Source organism: Aquabacterium sp. A08, assembly GCF_011742065.1.
In genome coordinates this window covers 1-23213 of sequence record NZ_JAAQQT010000622.1, presented here as the reverse complement: position 1 = coordinate 23213, position 23213 = coordinate 1, and the positions used below count along the sequence as shown (strand labels likewise).

The window sequence follows — 23213 nt, the reverse complement described above, 5'->3', positions numbered from 1 at the left end:
CCGCGCCCTTCGTTGGTGACCAGGCTGGAGCCCACCTTGACCACGATGCGGCGCGCGCTGCGCAACACGTCGGCGGGGGCGGCTTGCGGGGCGGCAACGGCCGGGGCGAAGGACTCGTGGCTCATGGCAACAGGGCGGGCAGGGTCGGTGAAGGGGCCGGAGCAGCGCGGGTGGCGGCTGCCCCGGCGGCAAACGGGGAGTCGTCAGTCGTCGCGGAAACGCGGGTCCAGCGGCTCGGGCGCGGGGGCGTCGTCGGTCGCAGCCGGTCGGGGTTTTTTGCGGCGCGGCGGGCGCGGCTGGGGCGCGGCGGGCGGCGGCGCCTCGGCCCGGCCGAAGCGCGGGTCCACCTCCACGTGGGGCTTTTCGGCCTCCCGGGTGGCCACGATGTGCTGGAAGATCTTCTGCACCAGCAGCTCGCAGCCCTCGCGGGTCAGGGCCGAAATCTCGAACACCGGGCCCTTGTGCTTGAAGCGCTTGACGAAGTCCTGCACCCGGGCTTCGCGCTCCTCGGCCGGCACCATGTCCAGCTTGTTGAGCACCAGCCAACGCGGCTTGGCGTGCAGGCCGGGGTCGTATTTCTTCAGTTCTTTGACGATGGCCTTGGCCTGGGCCACCGGGTCCACCGCATCGTCGAACGGGGCCATGTCCACCACGTGCAGCAGCAGGCGGGTGCGCTGCAGGTGGCGCAGGAACTGGTGGCCCAGGCCGGCGCCTTCGGAGGCGCCTTCGATCAGGCCGGGCACGTCGGCCACGACGAAGCTCTTTTCCGGCCCCACGCGCACCACCCCCAGGTTGGGGTGCAGGGTGGTGAAGGGGTAGTCGGCGATTTTCGGGCGGGCGTTGGACACCGCCGCGATGAAGGTGGACTTGCCGGCGTTGGGCATGCCCAGCAGACCGACGTCGGCCAGCACCTTCAACTCCAACTGCAGCTCGAAGCGCTCGCCCGGGTGGCCCGGGGTTTTCTGGCGCGGGGCGCGGTTGATGGCGCTCTTGAAGCGCAGGTTGCCAAAGCCACCGTCGCCGCCCTTGGCCAGCAGAATGCGCTCGCCCGGTTGCAGCAGCTCGTGCATGACGGCGCCGGTGTCGGCGTTGCGGATGATGGTGCCCACCGGCATCTTCAGGACGATGTCGTCGCCCTTGGCGCCGAACATGTCGGAGCCCATGCCGTGTTCGCCGCGCTTGGCCTCGTATTTGCGCGAGTAACGGAAGTCCACCAGGGTGTTCAGGTTCTCGTCGGCCAGGGCGTAGACGTGGCCACCGCGGCCGCCGTCGCCGCCGTCGGGGCCGCCGAATTCCTTGTATTTCTCGTGCCGGAACGACGCGCAGCCATTGCCCCCGTCACCGGCGGCGACCTCGATGTAGGCCTCGTCAACAAATTTCATGGCTGGATTGTCCCTGAATCGGAGAAACACAAAAGGCCCGCATGCGCGGGCCCTTGGGGTGCCGGGGCGGTCGCAACCGCCTCAGCCGGTGGTTCACGCCGGGGTGACGTTGACCACTTTGCGGTTCAGCGCGCCCTTGATGGCGAAGCTGACCGTGCCGTCCACGGTGGCGAAGATGGTGTGGTCTTTGCCCACGCCCACGCCTTCACCCGGGTGGAACTTGGTGCCGCGCTGGCGCACGATGATGGAACCGGCGCTGATGGTCTGGCCGCCGAACACCTTCACGCCGAGCATTTTCGGCTTGGAGTCGCGACCGTTGCGCGTGGAGCCGCCGCCTTTTTTCTGTGCCATGGTGCTTTACTCCTTAGCCGTTGATCGAGCCGATCTGCAGCTCGGTGAAGTTTTGGCGATGGCCCTGGCGCTTCTGGTAGTGCTTGCGACGGCGCATCTTGAAGATGCGGACCTTGTCGCCACGACCGTGGCTGACCACCGTGGCTGTGACCGTTGCGCCGGAGACCAAGGGGGTGCCCACCTGGATGCTGTCGCCGTTGCCGACGGCCAACACCTGGTCGATCACGATCTCTTGACCCACGTCCGCAGCAATCTGTTCTACTTTAAGTTTTTCGCCAACGGCAACGCGATACTGCTTGCCGCCGGTTTTTATGACCGCGTACATATGAACCTCAATTGGTGATTCCAACGGATGAATTTCCGCTGAACCCAACATTTTAGTCCAGCGCGCAAAACAGGGCAAGCCCCCCTAGCGGGCTGCCGCGTGCAGTGTGGTGCGCAGACCTCAACCGCCGCGACAGGCCTGGCCCAGCTTCATGCCGGCTTCGGTGCCCACGGTCTGCGGGTTGCCCTTGATCTGGCCCTGGCCCACCATGGGCATCAGGGCCGCCATGGTGGCTTTGCGCACCCCTTCGGGGCCCTGCTGGCAGAGCGCCTTGAAATCGGGGTGGGCGGCTTTCACGGCGGCCACCACCGCCTCGACTTCGGCGGGGTTGGCCCATGCCGCCCCCGACACCAGCCAAGCCCCGGCGGCCACCAGGCCCTTCCATGTCGTGTCTGCCATCGCTGTCTCCCCATCGGTGATCGATTGCGCTATCCTGCACCGGCAACGCCCCGGGGTCAAGCCCCCCTGCAACCGAGGAATTCGACGATGGCCCTGCCCTGGCTCGCCGCGCTGAAAGTGATCCCCTGGGGGGACGTGATCGAGCACGCGCCGGCCGTGCTCAAGGGCGCACGCCGGCTGCTGGACCGGCAGCCCACCACGCCGCCACCGCCCACCCAGGCGCCGACCGACGCCGACACCCTGGCACAGCAACTGGCGGCCCTGCAGCGGCAGCACGCCAGCGACATGGCCCAGCTGACACAGACCGTGGCCGAACTGGCCGAACAAAACACCCGGCTGGTGGAGGCGGTGGATGTGCTGCGCTGGCGCACCCGCTGGTTGGGCGCGGCCACGCTGGTGCTGTTGATCGGCGGGGTGGCGCTGGCCTTGTGGGGCCGTTGACGCCCCGCTGGGACACTCGGCCCCGTGCCGCCCCCTGCCGGCAGACTACGGCTCAGGGTGCCCGGGCCGGCTCCACACCGGGAACGGCCGACGGGGTGTGGTGCACCGGCCGGTCCAGCACCCGGTCGGCCAGCCCACCGCCCAGCCACATGCCCAGCAAGGCGAGCCAGGCGGTCACGGCGAAGATGGCGCCGCCCGTCATGCCGGCGCCCACCGCACAGCCCCCGGCAAGCATGGAGCCGAAGCCCATGAGCACCGCGCCCCCGATGTAGCGCGGCATGGTGTAGCCGCCGCCAAACCCTTCGAGCTTCCATTCGCGGCCCAGCAAGGCCCCGGCCAGCGAGCCGATGAAAACCCCGGGCATCAGGCCCAGCCCGAAAGTCCAGGGGCCGGACGCGTCGTGCAGCACGTGCATCAGCCATTCGGCCGACGGGCCGCTGAAGGTCAACCCCTGGATCTGCACCACCTCGAACGAGTGGGCCATGACCTGGTGGGTGGCGTACCAGCCGCCGGCCACCGTCAGCCCGGTGGCCATGCCGCCGAACCACTTCCAGAAACCCCAGCCGCTGCGTACCGCAAAAAACAGCGCCGCCGCCATCCAGACCAGCCCAAAGGCCAGGCCCACCGCTGGCCCGCCACCGAGCAGGGCCAGCAGGCTGCGCGAGGCCCCGCCGTCGACCACCCACCAGCCGGCCACGGCCTCGCGCCAGGGCGCCAGCACGCCGCCCAGCGAGGCCTGCGCCGCCACCGCGAACACCAGGCCCGACAGCAGCGCCCGCAGGTTGCCGTTGGCCGACAGCACCAGCAGGCGGCTGGCGCAGCCGCGCGTCATCACCATGCCGATGCCGAACAGCAGGCCCCCGACCAGCGCGCCGGACAGGCTGCCGCGCGCCGACAGTTGGCGTGCGGTGGACACGTCGAGGCCGCCGGCCAGCACCGCCCACTGCACCGCCACCACCGCGGTGGCAAACGCCAGCAGCCAGACCGCCAGCTTGTCGCCGAAGCGGCGGTGCCAGAACTCGATGACGGCCGCGCGCAGGCAGAACTTGGAACGCTGCCCGAAAAATCCGAAGCCCAACCCGAGCACCAGCCCGCAGCAGGCCAGCACCGCGGGTTCGCCCCACGCCTCGATCCAGCCGGTCCAGTCCATCGCAGCCCTCATTCATTCAAAAATAACCATTGAATGATATTTGGTGCGCGACCCCAAGGTTTGACCGACATCAAGGACCGGGCGGGCGCTCCACCTCCAGGGCCGCGTCGCAGCCCCGGCCGGCGGCGATCCAGCGGGCGACCCAGCGGCGCACGACGGGCAGGCGGCCGAGCGCCCCCAGCACCTCGACCGGCCGGCTGAGGGCACCACATTCGTAGCGCCCGGCCGGGTCGGCCCAGCGCAACGCCACGCAGGCCCCCCGGCGGCGGCGCGACAGCAGCATGCCCAACGGGCACGGTTCGGCCAGGCAGCACACGCCACACCCGTTGCACGGCGCTCCCCAAGCCGGTTTGGGCGGCGCCTCGGGGTGGATGTGGATGGTCTGTGGCACCGGAGGGGGTGGGAAGCCGGCCGTCAGACCCGGGCCAGGACCGGCCCCAGCGCCCGCCCGGTGTGCGTGCCCAGCCTCACCAGCGCCTCGGGCGGCGCAGCGGCCACGACGCGACCGCCGCCATCCCCGCCTTCGGGGCCCAGGTCGAGGATCCAGTCGGCTTCGGCGATCACGTCCAGGTCGTGCTCAATGACCACCACGCTGTGCCCGCCATCGACCAGGCGGTGCAGCACGCGGATGAGTTTGTCCACGTCGGCCATGTGCAAGCCCACGGTGGGTTCGTCCAGCACGTACAGGGTGTGCGGCGCCTTCTGGCCGCGCCGCCCCACCTCGTCGCGCACCTTGGTGAGTTCGGTGACGAGCTTGATGCGCTGCGCCTCGCCGCCGCTGAGCGTGGGCGAGGGCTGGCCGAGGGTGAGGTAGCCCAGCCCCACATCCTTCAGCAATTGCAGCGGGTAGGCGATGCCGGGCATGGACGCGAAGAAGTCCACGGCCTCGTCCACTTCCATGCGCAGCACGTCGCCAATGCTCTTGCCGCGCCAGGTGACGGCCAGCGTCTCGGGGTTGAAGCGCGCGCCGTGGCAGGCCTCGCAGGGCACTTTCACGTCGGGCAGGAAGCTCATCTCGATGGTGCGCATGCCCTGCCCTTCGCAGGTGGGGCAGCGACCGTCACCGGTGTTGAAGCTGAAGCGCCCCGGCGCGTAGCCGCGCGCCTTGGCTTCCAGCGTTTCGGCGTAGAGCTTGCGGATGGTGTCCCAGAAACCGATGTAGGTGGCCGGGCAGGAACGCGGCGTTTTGCCGATGGGGGTTTGGTCCACTTCCAGCACGCGCTGAATGGCCTCGCTGCCCACCACGCCTTCGCAGCCTTGCCATGGGGGGCGTTCGCCGGCGTGCCAGGCGTCGCGCCCGGCCTTGGTGGCCTGCATCTGCACGGCGGCGGCCACGTTGGTGAGCAGCACGTCGCGCGCGAAGGTGGACTTGCCGGAACCGCTGACGCCGGTGATCGCGACCAGGCGTTTCAGCGGCACCTGCGCGGTGACGTGTTGCAGGTTGTGGAGGCTGGCGTTTTTGACGCTGAGCCAAAGGGTGGGCTCGGGTGGCGTTTCGCTCGCTGACCTCGTGGCCTGAGAGGGCTTGCCCCCCGGTGCGTCAGTCGCAGGCTCCGATTCCTTACCGGGGGCCAAGCCCTCCCCGGCTGAAGGGGCGGAACTGAGCGCCACCGCATCTGCCATCACGAATCGCCGCGCCTGCAGCGGGTGCTTCATCGCATGCAGCAAATAGCGCCCCGTCTGCGAATCGGCGGCAGCCATCACATCGGCCACCGACCCTTCGGCGACCACGCGGCCACCCCGGACACCCGCACTGGGCCCGATGTCGATGACGTGGTCGGCGCGGCGGATGGTATCCTCGTCGTGCTCCACCACCACCAGGGTGTTGCCCTTGTCGCCCAGCTTGTGCAGGGCATTGAGCAGGATCTGGTTGTCGCGCGCGTGCAGGCCGATGGTGGGTTCGTCGAGCACGTAGCACACGCCTTGCAGGTTGGAGCCGAGCTGTGCCGCCAGGCGGATACGCTGCGCCTCGCCACCACTGAGGGTGGGCGCGCCACGGTCGAGCGTGAGGTAGCCCAGGCCCACTTCTTCCAGGAACTCCAGACGGCTCTGGATTTCGGGCAGCAGGTCGCGGGCAATGTCGGCCTCGCGCGTGGTGAGGCCTTGCACGGCAGACGAATCACCCTGCATGGCGCCCGCCACGGCGAGCGGTGCCTGTTGCAAGGCCTGCACCCACAGGCGCACGTCGCGCACGCTCAGTCGAGCCAGCGACGTGATGGTCTGCCCATGGAACTTGACGGCCCGCGCCGTGGCGTTGAGACGCGTACCGCCGCAACGGGTGCAGGGCTGGTCGGCCACGTCTTCCACCTCGGGCTCGGCAAAGCTCTGCTCGCGGCCTTTCTGGTCGTCGTCGCGCACGGAATCGTCGAACGCCTTGCGCTGCTCGCGCGTGAGCTGCACACCCGTGCCCACGCAGTCCGGGCACCAGCCGTGCTTGCTGTTGTACGAGAACAGGCGGGGGTCCAGCTCGGCATAGCTGGTGGAACACACCGGGCAGGCGCGCAGCGTGGAAAACACCTGCAGCCGCCCGATGCCCACCGTTGAGGCACCGCTGTCCAGTGCGACCTGCAAGCCGTCCAGGCCCGACAGCACGTGCACCACGCCCTTGCCGTGTTCCAGCGCGCGGGTCAGCAGCTGGCGCAGTTCGGCTTCGTGATCGAGGGCCACGTCCAGACTGCCCACAGGCAGTTCGATGGTGTGCTCCTTGAATCGGTCGATGCGTGGGAAGCCCTGCGTGGGCAGGAATTCGCCGTCCACCCGCAGATGCGTGTACCCGCGCGGGCGCGCCCAATCGGCCAGTTCGGTATAGACACCCTTGCGGTGGACCACCAGCGGCGCCAGCAGGCCGATGTGCTGGCCACGGAAGGCCGTCATCAGCTGCGCCAGGATGCTCTCGGGCGTTTGCGGCTGCACGGGGGTGTCGTCGTGCACGCAGTGCTGGGTGCCCAGCTTCACGTACAGCAGGCGCAGGAAGTGCCAGACCTCGGTGGTGGTGCCCACGGTGGACTTGCGCCCGCCGCGCGACAGCCGCTGCTCGATGGCCACGGTGGGTGGGATGCCATAGACCGCGTCCACCTCGGGCCGGCCGGCGGGCTGCACGATGCTGCGGGCGTAGGCGTTGAGGCTTTCGAGGTAGCGGCGCTGGCCTTCGTTGAACAGGATGTCGAACGCCAGCGTGGACTTGCCCGAGCCGCTGACGCCGGTGATGACGTTGAACTTGCCCCGGGGGATGTCGACCGACAGGCCCTTGAGGTTGTGTTCCTTGGCGTTGATGATGCGGATAGCATTGGTTGGTTTGTTGGCTGTTTCGTTCGCAGACCTCGCGGCTGGGAAGGGGGTACGCCCCGGCGCGTCAGTCGCAAGCTCCGATTCCTTGCCGGGGCGTACCCCCTCCCCAGCAGAAACGGGCGGTTGATCGAAAGCCAAACCCCTTGCAGGAACACGTGTCTCCACAGGCGCAGCGATCCCCGACGCCCCCGCCGGGGCGAGGGGTGTGCCGGGCGAGGAATCGGAACGTGTGACTGACGAGTCCGGCACACCCCTCGCCCCGGTGGCGCGCACCAACACGTCAGCAGCGGAGCCCTGAGGAGCCGCCCGATCCTCACCACGAACAGGCAGGTAATCCGTCACCCGTCCCTCCTGCGCCATGTACAGCTCACCCACTGCCTCGGCGTACTCGCGTAAAGCCAGTCCGGTGTAACTGGTGGGGTGCAACCGAACTTCCTCCGGCGTGCCTTCGGCCACCACCCGGCCGCCCTGGTCGCCGCCGTCCGGCCCCAGGTCAATCAGCCAGTCGCTCGCGCGGATCACGTCCAGGTTGTGTTCGATGACGATGAGCGAATGCCCCGCCTCCAGCAACTTGCGCAAGGCGCGCATGAGCTTGGCGATGTCGTCGAAATGCAAGCCCGTGGTCGGCTCGTCGAACAGGAACAGCATGCCCTTGGTGGCCAGGGGCTGACCAGACGCGGTGCGGCCCACCCGCCCTGCCCCTTTCGCGCCCTTGCCTTTCTTGCCCGCCTTGGCGGCCTCGGCCAGAAAACCCGCCAGCTTGAGCCGCTGCGCCTCGCCGCCACTGAGCGTGGGCACCGGCTGGCCCAGCTTCACGTATTCCAGGCCCACGTCCACAATGGGCTGCAGCGCCACGATGACCTCGCGGTCATGCGCGAACAGTTGCGCAGCCTCGCTCACCGTCAGGTCCAGCACGTGGGACACATTGAGCAGCCGGCCGCCGCGCTCGATGGTGATTTCCAGCACCTCGGGGCGGTAGCGCTGGCCGTTGCAGTCGGGGCAGCGCAGGTACACGTCGCTCAAGAACTGCATTTCCACGTGCTCGAAGCCCGAGCCACCGCAGGTGGGGCAGCGCCCGTCGCCGCTGTTGAAGCTGAACTTGGCCGCCGTGTAGCCGCGCTGCTGCGATTGCGGTGCGGTGGCAAACAGGTCGCGGATGGCGTCCCAAGCGCCGACGTAGCTCACCGGGTTGGAGCGCGCCGTCTTGCCGATGGGGGATTGGTCCACAAACACCACACCGCTGAGGTGGTCGGCCCCCAGCAGGCGGTCGTGCGCGCCGGGCGATTCGGTGGCCTGGCCGAAGTGGCGCATCAGCGCCGGGGCCAGCACGTCCTGGATGAGGGTGGACTTGCCCGAGCCGCTGACGCCCGTGACGGTGACCAGACGCTGCAGCGGGAATTCGACGTTGAGGTGGCGCAGGTTGTGTTCGCGCGCGCCCTCCAGCACCAGACGGGGCGTGGCGTCGGTGACCATGCGCTTGAAGCCGAAGCCCACCTGCTTGCGCCCGCCCAGGTAGGCGCCGGTGAGCGTGTCGGCCTCGCGCAGTTGCGCCACGGTGCCGTCGAACACGATGCTGCCGCCGCGCTCGCCGGGGCCGGGGCCCATGTCGATGACGCGGTCGGCCGCCAGCATGACGGCGGGGTCGTGCTCCACCACCACCAGGGTGTTGCCCGCGTTGCGCAGGCGCGCCATGGCCTGGTTGATGCGGTTCATGTCGCGCGGGTGCAGGCCGATGCTGGGCTCGTCCAGCACAAACAGGGTGTTGACCAGCGAGGTGCCCAGCGCGGTGGTGAGGTTGATGCGCTGCACCTCGCCGCCGCTGAGGGTGCGGCTTTGCCGGTCGAGCGTGAGGTAGCCGATGCCCACGTCGCACAGGTACTTGAGGCGGGTGGTGATTTCGTCGAACAACAGCTTGAGGGCTTGGGTTTCGCCGGCCGATGGGTGGGTGTTCGTTGTGCCTGGCTCGTGGTGTGTTGGGTGGGGCGACGAGGGTGCGGGGGGCTCCGCATACTGCGAGCAGAAATTGTCGCCCCCCGCACCCTCGCCGCCCTGCGTGGCGGCATCGGCACGCAGAGCATCAGCAACCTCGCTGGCACCCAATCCCGCTGAGGTGGAGGGGGTGTCGGGCACCGATTTTTGGCCGCGCAGCGGACGGTATGAGGTGCTCGGCATTCTCCCCACCTCAGCAGCGGGCGCCAACAAGCCGCCCGACCCATCGGCACACCCCGCCACCAACGCAAAAAACCGGCGCAGCCGCTCGATCGGCAACTGCATCAGGTCGTGCAGGCACAGGCCCGGCAGCGCCTCCAACTGTTCCCGCGTCCACTCCACCCCCACCGGCATGAAGCGCTGCGCAGGCGGCAGCACCGCGTCCGCCTGGGCCTTGGAACCCAGGCGCCACAGCAAACTCTCGGTCTTGAGGCGCGCGCCCGCGCACACCGGGCATTCGGTGTAGCTGCGGTACTTGGACAAGAGCACGCGGATGTGCATCTTGTAGGCCTTGCTCTCCAGGTACTCGAAGAAGCGGTACACGCCGTACCACTGCTGGTTCCACTTGCCGTTCCAGTTGGGCGAGCCATGGATGACCCAATGCTGCTGCGCCTCGCTCAGTTGCGACCACGGCGTGTCGCGCGGAATGCCGGCGGCCTCGGCGTGGCGCATCAGGTCGTCCTGGCACTCCTGCCAGGCAGGGGTCTGCATGGGCTTGATGGCGCCGCCGCGCAGGGTGAGCTTGTCGTTGGGGATGACCAAGCCCAGATCCACCCCGATGACGCGACCGAAACCGCGACAGGTGTCGCACGCGCCCACGGCGGAGTTGAACGAAAACAGGGACGGCAGCGGCTCGGCGTAGCGCAGGTCGCTCTCGGGGCAGTGCAGGCCGGTGGAGAACTTCCACAGTTCGGGTTCGGGCTCCACGCCATCGTCGCCCGCCGGGCGCAGGGCGTAGACGGTCAACCGCCCGCTGCCGCGCTTGAGGCCCAGTTCGATGGCTTCGATGACGCGGGCGCGTTCGGCGCCACTGAAGCGGAAGCGGTCGGCCACCACGTCGAGCACGCGCACCAGCCGCTCGGCGGTGGCGTCGGCCGGCAGGCGCTTGGCGCCTTTGGCCGCTTTGCCGGCTTTGGGGGCGCCGGCCTGGCCCGGGGCGCCCTCGCCCGCCGAGGCCACGGGGCGTGTCACCACGCGCTCGGCCTGCACCCGGGTGAAGCCGCTGGCGGCCAGCCACTGTTCGATGTCTTCGGGCGTGGCGCTGGCGGGCAGCTCCACCGGAAAGGTCACCACCAGGCGCGGGTCGCCCGCCGCCTCGGCGCGCTGGCGCAGTTCGTCGTAGATGGTGTCGGGCGAGTCGTGGCGCACGGGCCGCGCGGTGCGCCGGTCGAACAACTGGGCCGCGCGCGCGTAGAGCAGCTTGAGGTGGTCGTTCAGCTCGGTCATCGTGCCCACGGTGGAGCGCGACGAGCGCACCGGGTTGGTCTGGTCGATGGCGATGGCCGGGGGCACGCCCTCCACCTTGTCCACGGCGGGCTTGTCCATGCGGTCGAGGAACTGGCGCGCGTAGGCGCTGAAGGTCTCGACGTAGCGGCGCTGGCCTTCGGCGAACAGGGTGTCGAACACCAGGCTGGACTTGCCCGAGCCGCTGGGGCCGGTGACCACGGTCAGCTCGCCGGTGCGGATGTCCAGATCGACGTGCTTGAGGTTGTGCTGGCGTGCGCCACGGATGCGGATCAGGCCGGTGCCATCGGCCGGGGTGGCGGGAACGGCCGGTGCGGGCGGGTTCGGTGCCCCGGTGGCCTGCGGGCGGGCGGCGGGGAGGTCGGCGGGCGTGCGGGACTCGGACATGGTCGGCCTTCGGGGGTGAAGGCAAACATTCTAGGAACAAGCCGGCCGTGCCCGCGCGGCCGGGGCAATGCCCGAGCCCGGCATGTGGCCGCCCGCCCACGCCGGCCCCGGCCGGGTCACTTGGTGATGAGCACCGGCACCTTGGCGTGGGTCAGCACCTTCTGGGCCACGCTGCCCAGGATCAGCGCCTGCACGCCCTTGCGGCCGTGCGAGCCCATGACGATCAGGTCGCAGCCTTCGGCCTCGGCGGTTTCCAGGATGCCTTCGTAGGTCACGTTGCGCTCGATGGTGTCGCCGGCGAAAGCCACGCCGCGGGCGGCGCAGGCCTGGCGGATGTCGTCCAGCGACTTGCCCGCGGCGGCCTTGGCTTCGGCCAGGTAGGCCTGCAGGCCCACGGCGGACGCGTCGCCGATGCCGATGTAGGGGAAGGGGTCGATCACGTAGATGCCGACCACCTGGGCGCCGTGCTGCTGGGCCAGGTCGGCGGCGAATTCGGCGGCGTGGTGGGCCAGCTGGGAACCATCGGACGGCACCAGGATTTTCTTGAACATGCGCGACTCCTCTTGAAAGTTCATGGAACGGGGGGAATCCACATCTTAATCAAGGCGCCGGCGCGGCGGTCTGCGTATCTTCCACAGGGGTCACCCGGGCGGCACAGTACTTCACCTCGGCGATTTTGCCGACCGGGTCCAGCGCCGGGTTGGTGAGCAGGTTGGCCGCCGCCTCGACGTAGGCGAAAGGGATGAAGGCCACATCGGCGGGGATGCCGGCGTCGGCGCGCACCGGCAACTGGATGCGGCCGCGCCGGGTGCTGACCACCGCGGGCACCCCGGCCTGCAAGCCCAGGCGCGCGATGGTGCCGGGATGCAGGCTGACGGTCGGGTCGGATTCCAGCGCGTCCAACACCTTGCTGCGCCGCGTCATGCTGCCGGTGTGCCAGTGCTCCAGTTGCCGCCCGGTCACCAACACCATCGGGTACTCGGCGTCGGGCCGTTCGGCCGGTTCGCGCAGCTCGGCCGGCACCAGCCGGGCCTTGCCGGTGGGGGTGGGAAAGTGGTCGGTGAAGACGATGGGCTGGCCCGGGTCGTCCGGGGTGAGCACTGGGTGGGTGACGGCACCCTGCGCCAGCAGCCGCGGCCACGACAGGCCGGCGATGGAGTCCATCAGCGCGCGCATTTCCTCGTACACCCGGCCAATGCCAGATTCAGGCTCGGCGCCGCTGCCGTCGGGAGCGATGCCGTAGCTCCAACCCAAGCCCAGGCGCTGCGCCAGTTGTTCGGTGATCCAGGCGTCGGCCCGCGCCTCGCCGGGGCAGGCCACGGCTTTGCGGCCCAGTTGCACGGTGCGGTCGGTGTTGGTGACGGTGCCGGTCTTTTCCGGCCAGGCGCTGGCGGGCAGCACCACGTCGGCGAAGGCGGCGGTTTCGGTCAGGAAAATGTCTTGCACCACCAGGTGGTCGAGCCGGCTCAACGCTTCGCGCACGTGCTGGCTGTCGGGGTCGCTCATGGCGGGGTTTTCGCCCTGGATGAGCATGGCACGGATGCGGCCGTCGTACACCGCGTCGATGATCTCCACCACCGTCAGGCCGGGTTGGTCGTCCAGGTCGCCCGGGGGCAGGCCCCACAGGGTTTCGGCGCGGGCGCGAGCGGCGGGCTCGGCCACGCGGTGGTAGTCGGGCAACACCAGCGGGATCAGGCCGGCGTCGCTGGCGCCCTGCACGTTGTTCTGGCCGCGCAGCGGGTGCAGGCCGGTGCCGGGGCGGCCGATCTGCCCGGTCACCATCGCCAGCGCGATCAGACAGCGCGCGTTGTCGGTGCCGTAGGTGTGCTGGCTCACGCCCATGCCCCACAAAATCATGCTGGCGCGGCTGGTGGCGTAGGCGCGCGCCACTTCACGGATGGTAGCCGCGTCGATGCCGCACACCGGCGCCATGGCTTCGGGACTGAAGTCGGTGTGGCCGTCGGTCAGGTGGGTTTTCAGGCGGTCGAAATCCAGCGTGCGCTCGGCGATGAAGGCGGGGTTCGTCAACCCTTCGCTGACGATGACGTGCAGCATGGCGTTGAGCAGCGCCACGTCGCTGCCCGGGCGGAAGGGCAGCGTGCGCCAGGCCTGGCGCGACAGCTCGGTGCGGCGCGGGTCGGCCAGCACCAGCTTCGTGCCGCGCTGCACCGCGTTCTTGATCCAGCTCGCGCCCACCGGGTGGTTCTGCGCCGGGTTGGCGCCGATGACGAGCACGAAGTCCGCGTGGGCCACGTCGCGCAGCGGGTTGCTGACCGCGCCGGAGCCGATACCCTCCATCAGCGCCGCCACGCTGGAGGCGTGACACAGGCGGGTGCAGTGGTCCACGTTGTGGGTGTGGAAGGCGGTGCGGATCAGCTTCTGGAACAGGTAGGCCTCTTCGTTGGTGCCCTTGGCCGAGCCGAAACCGGCCACGGCGGCGCCCCGGCCTTTGACCGGCTGGGCCTCGCGCGCCCGGCGCAGCCCGGCGGCGGCCAGGTCCAGGGCCTCGTCCCAGGTGGCTTCGCGGAACTGGGCGCGCAGCGTGGCCTGGTCGGTGCGGCCGTCCGGCCCCTGGGTGAGGATGGACGGGTCCTTGGGCGCGTCGGCACGGCGCACCAGCGGGCGCGTCAGGCGCTGCGGGCTGTGCACGTAGTCGAAACCGAAGCGGCCCTTCACGCACAGCCGGCCTTCGTTGGCCGGGCCTTGTGCGCCCTCCACGTGGTCGATGCGGCCATCCTTCACGTGGTAGGTGAGCTGGCAGCCGACGCCGCAGTAGGGGCAGACCGAATCCACCGTGGCGTCGGCCGCGCGGGCGTAGGCGCCGTTGGCGGGCGCGATGGCACCGGTGGGGCAGGCCTGCACGCATTCGCCACAGGCCACGCAGGTGCTCTGGCCCATGGGGTCGCCCTGGTCGAACACGACCTGCACCTGGCCACCCCGGAAGGACAGGCCCAGCACGTCGTTGCCCTGGATGTCGCGGCAGGCGCGCACGCAGCGGGTGCACTGGATGCAGGCGTCCAAGTTCACCGCCATGGCGGGGTGGGAGGCGTCGGTGCCACGTGCCTGCGCCGCGGCCTGGGACGGGCCGCGCGCGGCGAAGCGGTCGCTGCGGGCGCCGGTGCGTTCGGTCCAGCGGGCCAGTTCGCTGTCGCGCTTCAGACGGGTGGTGTCGGGCGCGTCGGCGTTGAGCAATTCCAGCACCGTGCGCTGCGCAGCCTGCACGCGGGGCGTGTCGGTGCGCACCGCCATGCCGGGCTGGGGCGCGCGGCAACACGAGGCCGCCAGCACGCGCTCACCGGCCACCTCCACCACACAGGCGCGGCAGTTGCCAGCGCTGGGCAGACCGGGCTTGTGGCACAGGTGCGGAATGTCCACGCCCACGCGCTGCGCCACCTGCCACAGCGTTTCGCCGGGGGCGGCCTGGGCCGGCTGGCCGTTCAGGGTGAAGTCGATCACCGGCAGGTCTTGCGCGCTCATGCCTGCACCTCCTGCGGGAAGAACCGCAACACGCTGTCAAAAGGATTGGGCGCGGCCTGGCCCAGGCCGCAGATGGACGCGTCGCGCATGACCTGCGACAACTCGGTCAGCCGTTCGGCGTCCCAGCCGGGCGCCTGCATCAGCGCCACGGCCTGGGTGGTGCCGGCGCGGCAGGGGGTGCACTGGCCGCACGATTCGTGCTCGAAAAACTGCATGAGGTTCACCGCGGCATCGCGGGCGCGGTCGTGCTGGCCCAGCACCACCACCGCCATGGAGCCAACGAAGGCGCCGTGCTCGGCCAGGGTGTCGAAGTCCAGCGGCACATCGGCCAGCGCGGCCGGCAAAATGCCACCCGAGGCCCCGCCCGGCAAGTAGCCGTAGAGCGTGTGCCCCGGCGCCATGCCACCGGCGTACTCGTTGACCAGTTCGTTCAGGGTGATGCCGGCCGGCGCCAGGACCACCCCGGGCTTGACCACCCGGCCCGACACGCTGAAGCGCCGCCAGCCGCTGCGCCCACGCCGGCCCACCGCCGCCCAGGCTGGGCCGCCTTTTTCCAGAATCTCCGGCAGCCACCACAGCGATTCCACGTTGTGCGCCAGCGTGGGCCGGCCGAACACCCCCACCTGCGCCACGATGGGCGGGCGCAACCGGGGCATGCCGCGCTTGCCTTCGAGCGATTCGATCAACGCCGATTCCTCACCGCAGATGTAGGCGCCGGCGCCGCGCCGAAGTTCGACCTCGGGGAATTCGATGGCGGGGTATTCGCGCCGCCACACCTCGCTCAGGCCGCGCAGGTGCAGCAATTCTTCCTGCAGCAGGGCACGCACGTCGTGGTATTCGTCGCGCAGGTAGAGCCACACCTTTTGCGCGCCCACGAACCAGGCCGCGATCAGCATGCCTTCCAGGGCGCGGCGCGGCGCGGTGGACAGCACCTGCCAGTCCTTGAAGGTGCCGACCTCGCCTTCGTCGATGTTGACGACCATGTAGCGCGGGCCGGGCTGGGCGCGCACCGTCTCCCATTTGCGCCAGGCCGGGAAACCGGCGCCACCCAGGCCGCGCAGCCCGGAGGCCTTGAGTTCGGCCAGCACCGCCTCGGGCGACCAGTCGCCGGCCATGACGCGGCGCCACTGGGCGTAGTCATCCCCGGTCAGCGGAGCGCCGCTGGCAGGCAAGGGGCGCGGGCCGGTGTCCTGCGCGGCCAGCACCGCCTGCACGCCGTCCACCGTGGCCTCGGGCAGTTGCCGTTGGCCCACGCTGGCGGCCGGTGCGCGGTGGCATTGGCCCACGCACGGGGCCTCGACCACGCGCACGCGGCCGTCCTGGGCCAAACGCTGTTGCAGAGCGGCCAACAGCGATGCCGCACCCGCCATCTGGCACGACAGGCTGGTGCAGACGCGCACCGTGGTGGCCGGCAATTCGGCCCCGTCGTCCACCACGTCGAAGTGGTGGTAGAAGGTCGCCACCTCGTACACCTCCACCTGGCTCAGGCGCAGGCGCTCGGCCAGCGCCGCCAGGCGCCCCCGGCGCAGGCCGCCTTCGGCGTCTTGCAGGCGGTGCAGGTGCTCGATCAACAGGTCGGCGCGCGGCGCCAGCCCGGCGCACAGGACCGCCACGCGGTCGCGGTCCTCGGGCTGCACCTGGCGGCCTTTGGGCGTGGCGCGCGGACGCCGGGCCTCCGATTGGATGGGGATGACCCGGCCCAGGGGCGCAGAGGACAGGGAGGACAGGGGGACAGGCGTGGGAGACTCCATGCCCCCAGCGTAGCAGCAAGCCGGCCGCACAATATGCAACCAGGAACATAATCAAACCCGTCCATGTTGCAGATCCACCTCCAACCCCGCTGGCAGTTCGGCGACGGCGCGGCGCCCCCACTGGACGCGAGCCGGCTGCTGGCCCTGCTGGCGGCCATTGCCCACAGCGGCAGCATCGCGCAGGCCGCGCGCGACAACGACTTGTCCTACCGGCACGCCTGGGGGCTGGTGCAGCAGGCCGAACGTTTGCTGGGCCAGGCGCTGCTGGAACGCGGCCGGGGCCGGGGTTCGCGCCTGACCGAGGCGGGCGAACGGCTGGTGTGGTTGGACGCGCGCATCGCCGCCCGGCTGCAACCGCTGCTGGCGTCGCTGGCGTCGGAACTGGCGGGCGAACTGGGGCGTTGGACGCCCGAAGCGCTGCCCCCCGCCCGGCTGCACGCCAGCCACGGCTTCGCGGTGGCCGCGCTGCACGAGCGCTTGCAACAGCGCGGGCTGGCGGTGGACATCCGCTACCGCAGCAGCCTGGAAGCGGTGGCGGCGCTGGCCCGCGGCGATTGCGAACTGGCCGGCTTCCACGTGCCGCTGGGCCGCTTCGAACGCGCCGCCGCCCAGCGCTACCGCGAATGGCTGCACCCCGGCGACCACGCGCTGGTGCAACTGGCGGTGCGCACCCAGGGGCTGTTCATGGCGGCGGGCAACCCGCTGGGGGTGCGGGGCTTCAGCGACCTGGCCCGGCCCGAATTGCGCTTCGTCAACCGCCCGGCCGGTTCCGGCACGCGCATGCTGACCGACCTGATGCTGGCCGATCTGGACCTGCCCACGGAGCAAATCAACGGCTACCGCACCACCGAACTGACCCACGCCGCCGTGGCCGCTTTCGTGGCCAGCGGCATGGCCGACGTGGGCCTGGGCGTGCAAACCGCGGCGCACCGTTTCGGGCTGCACTTCATCCCGTTGTTGAAGGAGCGCTACTTTTTTGCGGTGCACCGCCGGCACCTGCACGGGCCCCGGTTGCAAGCGATTCTGCAGGTGCTGCAGACCCCGGCGTTTCGCGCGCAGGTGGCAGGCCTGACGGGTTACGACGCCAGCCAGACCGGCCGGGTGCTGGGGGTGGACGAGGTGCTGGGCGGCTGACCCGGCCACGGCGTGGCGCCGCGCGGTCCGGGCACGCCCGGGAACAGCGACCGTCAGGCCGGCACCAGGCCCGCCGCGCGCTGGCGCGCTTCCACGTCGGCCCAGATGGCGAGCTTGCCGGCGTCGTCGCTTTTGCTCCAGGCGCGGATTTCGTCGATGCTGCGCCAGCAGCCTTCGCACCAGCCGCTGGTGGGCGACATGCGGCACACGTTCACGCAGGGCGAGGGCACGGTGTGCCCCGGCTTGCAGACGGCGGTGGCCAGGGCCACGAAGGGGCGGACGGGAACGGTGGGGTCAGACATGGGCCGCACTCTAGCGCAGCGTCACGTCGGCCACCGGCGCGCCGGTCAAAGCCCCCAGGTCCTGCGGTGACAGGCGGAACACGCCGTGCGGGTGGCCGGCCGCCGCCCACACCACCTCGAAGCGGAACAGCTCTTCGTCGATCAGCGTCACCGGCGCCTCGGCGTGCGCCACCGGCGACACGCCGCCTATCGAAAACCCGGTCTTGGCCTTGACGAACTCGGCGTCGGCCCGGCCCAGCTTCTGGCCCTCGGCGCAGACCAGGGCCTGCACCTTTTTCTCATCCACGCGCCGGTCGCCGCTGGTGACGACCAGCACCGCCGCCTCGTCGGGCTTGCGCTTGAAGACGATGCTTTTGGCGATCTGCCCCAACGCCACGCCCAGGGCGTCGGCGGCCTGCTGCGCGGTGCGCGCGGCGTCGTCCAGCATCACCGGTTCGTGGGGGTGGCCCAGTTCGGCCAGCACGGCCATGACGCTCTGCACGCCTTCGGGCAAGGGTTTCAATTCGGCTCCACACATGGCCACGGATTATCGGTGCTGCGGTGGGTGCCGCCGGGTCAGGCGGCGCGCTTGGCCAGCAAGGCCCGCGCCACGCGCGACCCGCTGGGCCGGCCCAGGTGCTGGCTGATGAAGGCGCCCGCGTCCACCAGCGCGTCCAGATCGATGCCGGTGTGAATGCCCAGGCCTTGCAGCAGGTACACCACGTCCTCGGTCGCCACGTTGCCGGTGGCGCCCTTGGCGTAGGGGCAGCCCCCCAAGCCAGCCACCGACGACTGGAAATTCCACACCCCCATTTGCAACGCCGCCAGCGTGTTGCTGAGCGCCTGGCCGTAGGTGTCGTGAAAGTGGCCGCTGATGGCGTCGAGGCCGTAGTGCTGCGCCGTGGCCTCGATGGCACGCTGGACCTTGAGCGGCGTACCCACGCCGATGGTGTCGGCCACGTCCACCCGCTGCACGCCGATGTCTTTCATCAGCCTGGCCAACATGCCCACACGCTCGGGCGCGATATCGCCCTCGTACGGGCAACCCACGGTGCAGCTCATGGCGCCGCGCACGGCGATGCCGGCCTGCAGGGCCGCTGCCACCACCGGGGCAAAACGCTCGATGCTTTCGGCAATGCTGCAGTTGATGTTCTTCTGGCTGAAGGCCTCGCTGGCGGCGCCAAACACCACGATTTCGTCCGGCCGGTCCAGCACAGCCGCTTCAAAGCCCTTGAGGTTGGGCGTGAGCACCGAGTAGCGCACACCGGGCTGGCGGCGGATGCCGGCCATGACCTCGTGGTTGTCGGCCATCTGCGGCACCCACTTGGGGCTGACGTAGCTGGTGACTTCGATTTCGGTCAAGCCCGCGGCCTGCAGGCGGTGCACCAGTTCGATTTTGACGGCGGCCGGCACCGGCTGCTTTTCGTTCTGCAGGCCGTCGCGCGGGCCCACGTCGATGAGGCGCACGCGGGCGGGGTATTGGGCAGTGGACATGGCTTGAAATCGGGTGAAAAGGGGTCAGTAACCGCGCTGGGGGTCCACCACCCCGGCGATGGGTTCGCCGCGCTGCAGCGCGCGCAGCTTGCCGGCGATCTGGGCGATGCTTTCGTCGCGCAGGGTGCGGGCCGCGGTGTGGGGCGTGACGGTGACGCGGGGGTGGTGCCAGAACGGGTGTTCGGGCGGCAGCGGTTCGGTGCGGGACACGTCCAGCGTGGCGCCGGCCAGGTGGCCGCGGTCGAGCAGGGCCAGCAGGTCGTCGTCCACCAGGTGGGCGCCGCGCGCCACGTTGATGACGTGGGCCCCCGGGCGCAAGCGCCCCAGCGTGTCGCGGTTGAGGAGGTTTTCGGTCTCGAGCGTGAGCGGCAACAGGTTGACCAGCACCTGGGTGCCGGCCAGAAAGTCGTGCAGGCCGTCTGGGCCGTGGTGGCAGCGCACCCCGTCCAGGGCCTTGGGGCCGCGGCTCCAGCCCAGCACCGGGAACTCGAAGGCCCGCAGCGCCTGCGCCGCGCGCGACCCCAGCACGCCCAGGCCCAGCAGGCCGACGCTGAAATCCTCGCGCCGGCGCGGCTTGCGAAAGGCCCAGCGGGCCTCGCGCTGGGCGGCGTCGTACTGCTCGAATTCGCGGAAGTGGCGGATGACGGCGTGGCACACGTACTCGGCCATTTGCACCGCCATGCCGGCGTCGTCCAGCCGCACCACCTGCAGCCCAGGGGGCAGGCGGAGCTTGAGCAGGCCGTCCACCCCGGCGCCGATGTTGAACAGCGTCTGCAGCCGGGTCTGCTCGTCGATGAAGGCCTGGGGCGGCGCCCAGACGATGGCGTGGTCGGCCAGGGGCGCGCCGGGTGCCCAGAGCGACACCTCGGCCTCGGGCAAGGCGGCGCGCAGGCCGGCCAGCCAGGGCTCGGCGGCGGTGTGGGTGCAGCAGAACGTGAGTTGCATGGTGCGTGGGACGGATGACGACAGGCCCCTACCCTACACGACGCGGCCCCGGGCCGCCGCCGTGCGGGTGACCGCCGGCCGCCCGGCCCGGCGGGCTCAGGCGGCGCTCAGCTTGAGCAGCTCGGCGCCCTCGGCCACCTGGTCGCCAGGAGCGTACAGCAGCTCGGCCACGGTGCCGTCCAGCGGCGCGGCGATGGTGTGCTCCATCTTCATCGCCTCCATCACCGCCAGCGGCTGGCCCTTCTTCACCGCGTCACCGGCCTGCACGGCAAACGACACCACCTTGCCCGGCATGGGCGCGGTCAGGCGGCCGCCCTCGGCCGCCGTGTCGCCGGCGTGGGCCAGCAGGTCCACCTCCACCACCTGGCGCGCGCCGCGCGGGGTGAACACGTGGGCGCGCTCGCCCTGCAGGTAGACGGTGGCGCGGGTGCGGTCGCCGGCAAAGGCCACGTCCAGCGTCCAGGCGCTCCAGTCGCTGGGGGCGGCCTCCAGGGTGGCGTGGGCCGGCGCGCCCGGGCGGACCCGAAAATCCAGCAGCCCCGCCACGGCCGCCCCGCCCTCGCCCACCGTCAGGCGCAGGCCGCCGTCGTGCAGGTAGGCCAGCGTGGCGGGGAGGTGCGCATCGCCGTCCTCGAACGCGAACCGCCGGGTGAACACGCCGTGGCTGCGCCAGCCGTCGGTGTGGCTGAAGGGGTCGGCACCTTCGCTGGCGCGTTCCTGCACCAGGGTCTGCGCCACGGCAGCGGCGACGGCCAGCGGCAGGCTCACCGGCTGCTGGTCGAACAGCACCGCCTGCTCGCGGGGGATGAGCGCCGTGTCCAGTTGGGCACTGGCGAACGACGCGCTGCGCACCACATGGCGCAGGAACTGCACGTTGGTGGCCAGGCCCACGATGTGGGTCTGGCTCAAGGCCTCGTCCAGCCGGGCCAGGGCCTGTTCGCGGGTGTCGCCGTGCACGATCAGCTTGGCCACCATGGAGTCGTAAAACGGGCTGATGGTGTCGCCTTCGCGCACGCCGTCGTCCACGCGCACGTCGGCCCGGGCAAAGCTGCTGTGTGCGGGCTTGCGGTACACGTGGAGCGTGCCGGTGGCGGGCAGGAACTGGTTGTCGGGGTTTTCGGCGCAGAGGCGGGCCTCGATGGCGTGGCCGTGGATGCGCAGGTCTTCCTGCTTCAGCGGCAGGGGCTCGCCGGACGCCACGCGCAACTGCCACTCCACCAGGTCCAGCCCGGTGATGGCTTCGGTGACCGGGTGCTCCACCTGCAGGCGGGTGTTCATCTCCATGAAGTAGAACTTCATCTGCTCGGGGTGGTCGTAGCCCCCCGGCTGCTCCACGATGAACTCCACCGTGCCGGCGCCCACGTAGTTCACCGCGCGGGCGGCGGCCACGGCGGCCTCGCCCATGCGGGCGCGCAGCTCGGCCGTCATGCCGGGGGCGGGCGCTTCTTCCAGCACCTTCTGGTGGCGGCGCTGCACCGAGCAGTCGCGCTCGAACAGGTACACGCAGTTGCCGTGGGTGTCGCCAAACACCTGGATTTCGATGTGGCGCGGGCGCTGCACGTATTTTTCGATCAGCACCGCGTCGTCGCCAAAGCTGTTGATGGCCTCGCGCTTGCAACTGGCCAGCGCGGCGGCGAAGTCTTCGGACTGGTCCACCGCGCGCATGCCCTTGCCGCCACCGCCGGCGCTGGCCTTGATGAGCACGGGGTAGCCGATGCGGTCGGCCTCGGCCTGCAGCAGCGCCGGATCCTGGTTGGCGCCGTGGTAGCCCGGCACCAGCGGCACCTGGGCCTGTTCCATCAGCCGCTTGGATTCGGCCTTCAGCCCCATGGCGTTGATGGCCGACGCCGGCGGGCCGATGAACACCAACCCAGCCGCCGCGCAGGCGTTGGCGAAGTCTTCGTTCTCGCTCAAAAAGCCGTAGCCGGGGTGGATGGCCTCGGCCCCGGTGGCCTTCGCCGCGTCCAGAATCGCCTCCCAGCGCAGGTAGCTCTCTTTGGGCGCGCTGCCACCGATGTGCACCGCCTCGTCACACGCGGCCACGTGCTTGGCACGGGCGTCGGCATCGGAATACACGGCCACGGTTTTCACGCCCAGGCGCTGGGCGGTGGCGGCGACACGGCAGGCGATTTCGCCGCGGTTGGCAATGAGGATTTTTTTAAACATGCTGTGTCTCCGCGTCGAAATCGCCTCGTTCTGCTCCGCAGAACTGGCCGTTTAGCTTCGCTGCTGCGCCGCTGCGCGGCTGGTCGCCGCGGTTGGCAATCAAAATCTTTTTAAACATCGTTCAGTTCCTCAGCCCAACCAGTTCGGTTTGCGTTTTTGCAGGAAGGACTGCACGCCCTCTTTGCCTTCGGCGCTGGCGCGGATGTCGGCAATGCCTTGCACCGTGCGGTCGATCAGCGCGGCGTCGATGTCGCGCTCGGCCACGTCCTGCACCAGTTGCTTGCAGGCGCGCACGGCAGCGGGGCCGGCGCTGGTGAGCGCTTTCACCCATTCGTCCACCTGGGCGTCGAGCTGCTCGGCCGGCACCACCTCGTGCACGAAGCCGATGCGCTGCGCCTCGGCGGCGCTGAAGCGTTCGGCGGTGAGGAAGTAGCGGTGCGCGGCGCGCGCGCCCATGGCCCGCGCCACGTAGGGGCCGATGGTGGCGGGGATCAGGCCCAGCTTCACCTCGCTCAGGCAATAGCCGGCCGTGTCCACGCTCACCGCCATGTCGCAACAGGCCACCAGGCCCATGCCGCCAGCGTACACATCGCCCTGCACCCGGGCCACGGTCGGCTTGGGGCAGGTGTAGATCACGCGCAGCATGTCGGCCAGGGCGCCGACGTCGGCCACGTTTTGTTCGCGGCTGTAATCGGCCATGCGGCGCATCCAGTTCAAATCGGCGCCGGCGCAGAAAGCCGGGCCTTCGGCGGCCAGCACGATGGCGCGCACGTCGTCGCGCTGGCCCAG

At 70.2% G+C, this 23213-nt stretch carries 18 protein-coding genes and 2 pseudogenes; 2 read left to right on the top strand and 18 right to left on the bottom strand.

What is annotated here, in order from left to right:
- Positions 1 to 203 precede the first annotated feature (203 nt).
- The 4 genes from cgtA to HA630_RS11675 all read right to left on the bottom strand — a co-directional run bounded on the left by cgtA (position 204) and on the right by HA630_RS11675 (position 2457).
- Positions 204 to 1382, bottom strand: coding sequence for an Obg family GTPase CgtA (cgtA, locus tag HA630_RS11690; protein ID WP_166834895.1), 1179 nt, complete (start codon positions 1380 to 1382; stop codon positions 204 to 206).
- A 93-nt stretch (positions 1383 to 1475) separates the two neighbouring features.
- The gene (gene rpmA, locus HA630_RS11685) at positions 1476 to 1733 is read right to left on the bottom strand and encodes a 50S ribosomal protein L27 (RefSeq protein ID WP_101047193.1); all 258 of its coding nucleotides are present in this window, start codon (positions 1731 to 1733) and stop codon (positions 1476 to 1478) included.
- Positions 1734 to 1746: 13 nt separating this feature from the next.
- On the bottom strand, positions 1747 to 2058 hold the full coding sequence (rplU, locus tag HA630_RS11680) for a 50S ribosomal protein L21 (RefSeq protein ID WP_101047194.1): 312 nt from the start codon (positions 2056 to 2058) through the stop codon (positions 1747 to 1749).
- 120 nt (positions 2059 to 2178) lie between these two features.
- A complete protein-coding gene (locus tag HA630_RS11675; protein ID WP_166834893.1) occupies positions 2179 to 2457 on the bottom strand; it encodes a hypothetical protein in 279 nt (92 codons plus the stop codon).
- Between the two features lie 87 nt (positions 2458 to 2544).
- Between HA630_RS11675 and HA630_RS11670 the strand changes: the two genes are divergently transcribed.
- Positions 2545 to 2898 (top strand): hypothetical protein, encoded by a 354-nt coding sequence (locus HA630_RS11670; RefSeq protein WP_166834891.1) that lies wholly within the window; start codon positions 2545 to 2547, stop codon positions 2896 to 2898.
- Positions 2899 to 2950: 52 nt separating this feature from the next.
- Here the strand turns inward: HA630_RS11670 and HA630_RS11665 are convergent, their stop codons facing one another.
- The 7 genes and pseudogenes from HA630_RS11665 to HA630_RS11640 form a co-directional block, all read right to left on the bottom strand.
- On the bottom strand, positions 2951 to 4048 hold the full coding sequence (locus HA630_RS11665) for a YeeE/YedE family protein (RefSeq protein ID WP_166834889.1): 1098 nt from the start codon (positions 4046 to 4048) through the stop codon (positions 2951 to 2953).
- A gap of 70 nt (positions 4049 to 4118) precedes the next feature.
- Positions 4119 to 4439 carry a hypothetical protein gene (locus tag HA630_RS11660; protein ID WP_166834887.1) on the bottom strand — a complete coding sequence of 107 codons (321 nt, stop codon included), beginning with the start codon at positions 4437 to 4439 and terminating at the stop codon, positions 4119 to 4121.
- A gap of 23 nt (positions 4440 to 4462) precedes the next feature.
- Positions 4463 to 5521 (bottom strand): annotated as a pseudogene (locus tag HA630_RS26585) (excinuclease ABC subunit A); the annotation flags it as partial.
- Between the two features lie 152 nt (positions 5522 to 5673).
- Positions 5674 to 11176 (bottom strand): annotated as a pseudogene (locus HA630_RS11655) (excinuclease ABC subunit A); the annotation flags it as partial.
- A 116-nt stretch (positions 11177 to 11292) separates the two neighbouring features.
- Complete coding sequence (locus tag HA630_RS11650) at positions 11293 to 11751, bottom strand: universal stress protein (RefSeq protein WP_166834883.1); 459 nt, start codon at positions 11749 to 11751, stop codon at positions 11293 to 11295.
- 25 nt (positions 11752 to 11776) lie between these two features.
- Entirely contained in the window at positions 11777 to 14653 is a 2877-nt protein-coding gene (locus tag HA630_RS11645; protein ID WP_166834881.1) for a molybdopterin-dependent oxidoreductase, read from the bottom strand.
- Complete coding sequence (locus tag HA630_RS11640) at positions 14650 to 16404, bottom strand: NAD(P)H-dependent oxidoreductase subunit E (RefSeq protein WP_166834879.1); 1755 nt, start codon at positions 16402 to 16404, stop codon at positions 14650 to 14652. The genes HA630_RS11645 and HA630_RS11640 overlap by 4 nt, the downstream gene beginning before the upstream one ends.
- A gap of 63 nt (positions 16405 to 16467) precedes the next feature.
- On the opposite strand from HA630_RS11640, the gene HA630_RS11635 reads away from it, so the two are divergent.
- Positions 16468 to 17538: a substrate-binding domain-containing protein gene (locus tag HA630_RS11635; RefSeq protein WP_166834876.1), complete on the top strand. Its 1071-nt coding sequence runs from the start codon at positions 16468 to 16470 to the stop codon at positions 17536 to 17538.
- Between the two features lie 53 nt (positions 17539 to 17591).
- On the opposite strand, the gene HA630_RS23675 is transcribed toward HA630_RS11635, so the two are convergent.
- From HA630_RS23675 to HA630_RS11605, 7 genes are all read right to left on the bottom strand, one after another.
- Positions 17592 to 17840 carry a DUF1289 domain-containing protein gene (locus HA630_RS23675; protein ID WP_243855452.1) on the bottom strand — a complete coding sequence of 83 codons (249 nt, stop codon included), beginning with the start codon at positions 17838 to 17840 and terminating at the stop codon, positions 17592 to 17594.
- Between the two features lie 10 nt (positions 17841 to 17850).
- Positions 17851 to 18357 carry a YbaK/EbsC family protein gene (locus HA630_RS11625; RefSeq protein ID WP_166834874.1) on the bottom strand — a complete coding sequence of 169 codons (507 nt, stop codon included), beginning with the start codon at positions 18355 to 18357 and terminating at the stop codon, positions 17851 to 17853.
- A 38-nt stretch (positions 18358 to 18395) separates the two neighbouring features.
- Positions 18396 to 19313: a hydroxymethylglutaryl-CoA lyase gene (locus HA630_RS11620; protein WP_166834872.1), complete on the bottom strand. Its 918-nt coding sequence runs from the start codon at positions 19311 to 19313 to the stop codon at positions 18396 to 18398.
- Positions 19314 to 19337: 24 nt separating this feature from the next.
- Positions 19338 to 20258 (bottom strand): glyoxylate/hydroxypyruvate reductase A, encoded by a 921-nt coding sequence (locus HA630_RS11615; protein ID WP_166834870.1) that lies wholly within the window; start codon positions 20256 to 20258, stop codon positions 19338 to 19340.
- A 96-nt stretch (positions 20259 to 20354) separates the two neighbouring features.
- Complete coding sequence (locus HA630_RS11610; protein WP_166834868.1) at positions 20355 to 22424, bottom strand: acetyl/propionyl/methylcrotonyl-CoA carboxylase subunit alpha; 2070 nt, start codon at positions 22422 to 22424, stop codon at positions 20355 to 20357.
- Complete coding sequence (locus tag HA630_RS24755) at positions 22417 to 22542, bottom strand: hypothetical protein (RefSeq protein WP_256368631.1); 126 nt, start codon at positions 22540 to 22542, stop codon at positions 22417 to 22419. Before HA630_RS24755 ends, HA630_RS11610 begins: the two co-directional genes overlap by 8 nt.
- Before the next feature lie 11 nt (positions 22543 to 22553).
- The coding region (locus HA630_RS11605; protein WP_166834866.1) for an enoyl-CoA hydratase/isomerase family protein at positions 22554 to 23213 on the bottom strand (660 nt) is incomplete at its 5' end.

What these genes read in the sequence shown, in the direction of transcription:
- cgtA (WP_166834895.1), bottom strand. Translation starts at nt 1,382, where the DNA reads ATGAAATTTGTTGACGAGGCCTACATCGAGGTCGCCGCCGGTGACGGG.
- rpmA (WP_101047193.1), bottom strand. Translation starts at nt 1,733, where the DNA reads ATGGCACAGAAAAAAGGCGGCGGCTCCACGCGCAACGGTCGCGACTCC.
- rplU (WP_101047194.1), bottom strand. Translation starts at nt 2,058, where the DNA reads ATGTACGCGGTCATAAAAACCGGCGGCAAGCAGTATCGCGTTGCCGTT.
- HA630_RS11675 (WP_166834893.1), bottom strand. Translation starts at nt 2,457, where the DNA reads ATGGCAGACACGACATGGAAGGGCCTGGTGGCCGCCGGGGCTTGGCTG.
- HA630_RS11670 (WP_166834891.1), top strand. Translation starts at nt 2,545, where the DNA reads ATGGCCCTGCCCTGGCTCGCCGCGCTGAAAGTGATCCCCTGGGGGGAC.
- HA630_RS11665 (WP_166834889.1), bottom strand. Translation starts at nt 4,048, where the DNA reads ATGGACTGGACCGGCTGGATCGAGGCGTGGGGCGAACCCGCGGTGCTG.
- HA630_RS11650 (WP_166834883.1), bottom strand. Translation starts at nt 11,751, where the DNA reads ATGAACTTTCAAGAGGAGTCGCGCATGTTCAAGAAAATCCTGGTGCCG.
- HA630_RS11645 (WP_166834881.1), bottom strand. Translation starts at nt 14,653, where the DNA reads ATGAGCGCGCAAGACCTGCCGGTGATCGACTTCACCCTGAACGGCCAG.
- HA630_RS11640 (WP_166834879.1), bottom strand. Translation starts at nt 16,404, where the DNA reads ATGGAGTCTCCCACGCCTGTCCCCCTGTCCTCCCTGTCCTCTGCGCCC.
- HA630_RS11635 (WP_166834876.1), top strand. Translation starts at nt 16,468, where the DNA reads ATGTTGCAGATCCACCTCCAACCCCGCTGGCAGTTCGGCGACGGCGCG.
- HA630_RS23675 (WP_243855452.1), bottom strand. Translation starts at nt 17,840, where the DNA reads ATGTCTGACCCCACCGTTCCCGTCCGCCCCTTCGTGGCCCTGGCCACC.
- HA630_RS11625 (WP_166834874.1), bottom strand. Translation starts at nt 18,357, where the DNA reads ATGTGTGGAGCCGAATTGAAACCCTTGCCCGAAGGCGTGCAGAGCGTC.
- HA630_RS11620 (WP_166834872.1), bottom strand. Translation starts at nt 19,313, where the DNA reads ATGTCCACTGCCCAATACCCCGCCCGCGTGCGCCTCATCGACGTGGGC.
- HA630_RS11615 (WP_166834870.1), bottom strand. Translation starts at nt 20,258, where the DNA reads ATGCAACTCACGTTCTGCTGCACCCACACCGCCGCCGAGCCCTGGCTG.
- HA630_RS11610 (WP_166834868.1), bottom strand. Translation starts at nt 22,424, where the DNA reads ATGTTTAAAAAAATCCTCATTGCCAACCGCGGCGAAATCGCCTGCCGT.
- HA630_RS24755 (WP_256368631.1), bottom strand. Translation starts at nt 22,542, where the DNA reads ATGTTTAAAAAGATTTTGATTGCCAACCGCGGCGACCAGCCGCGCAGC.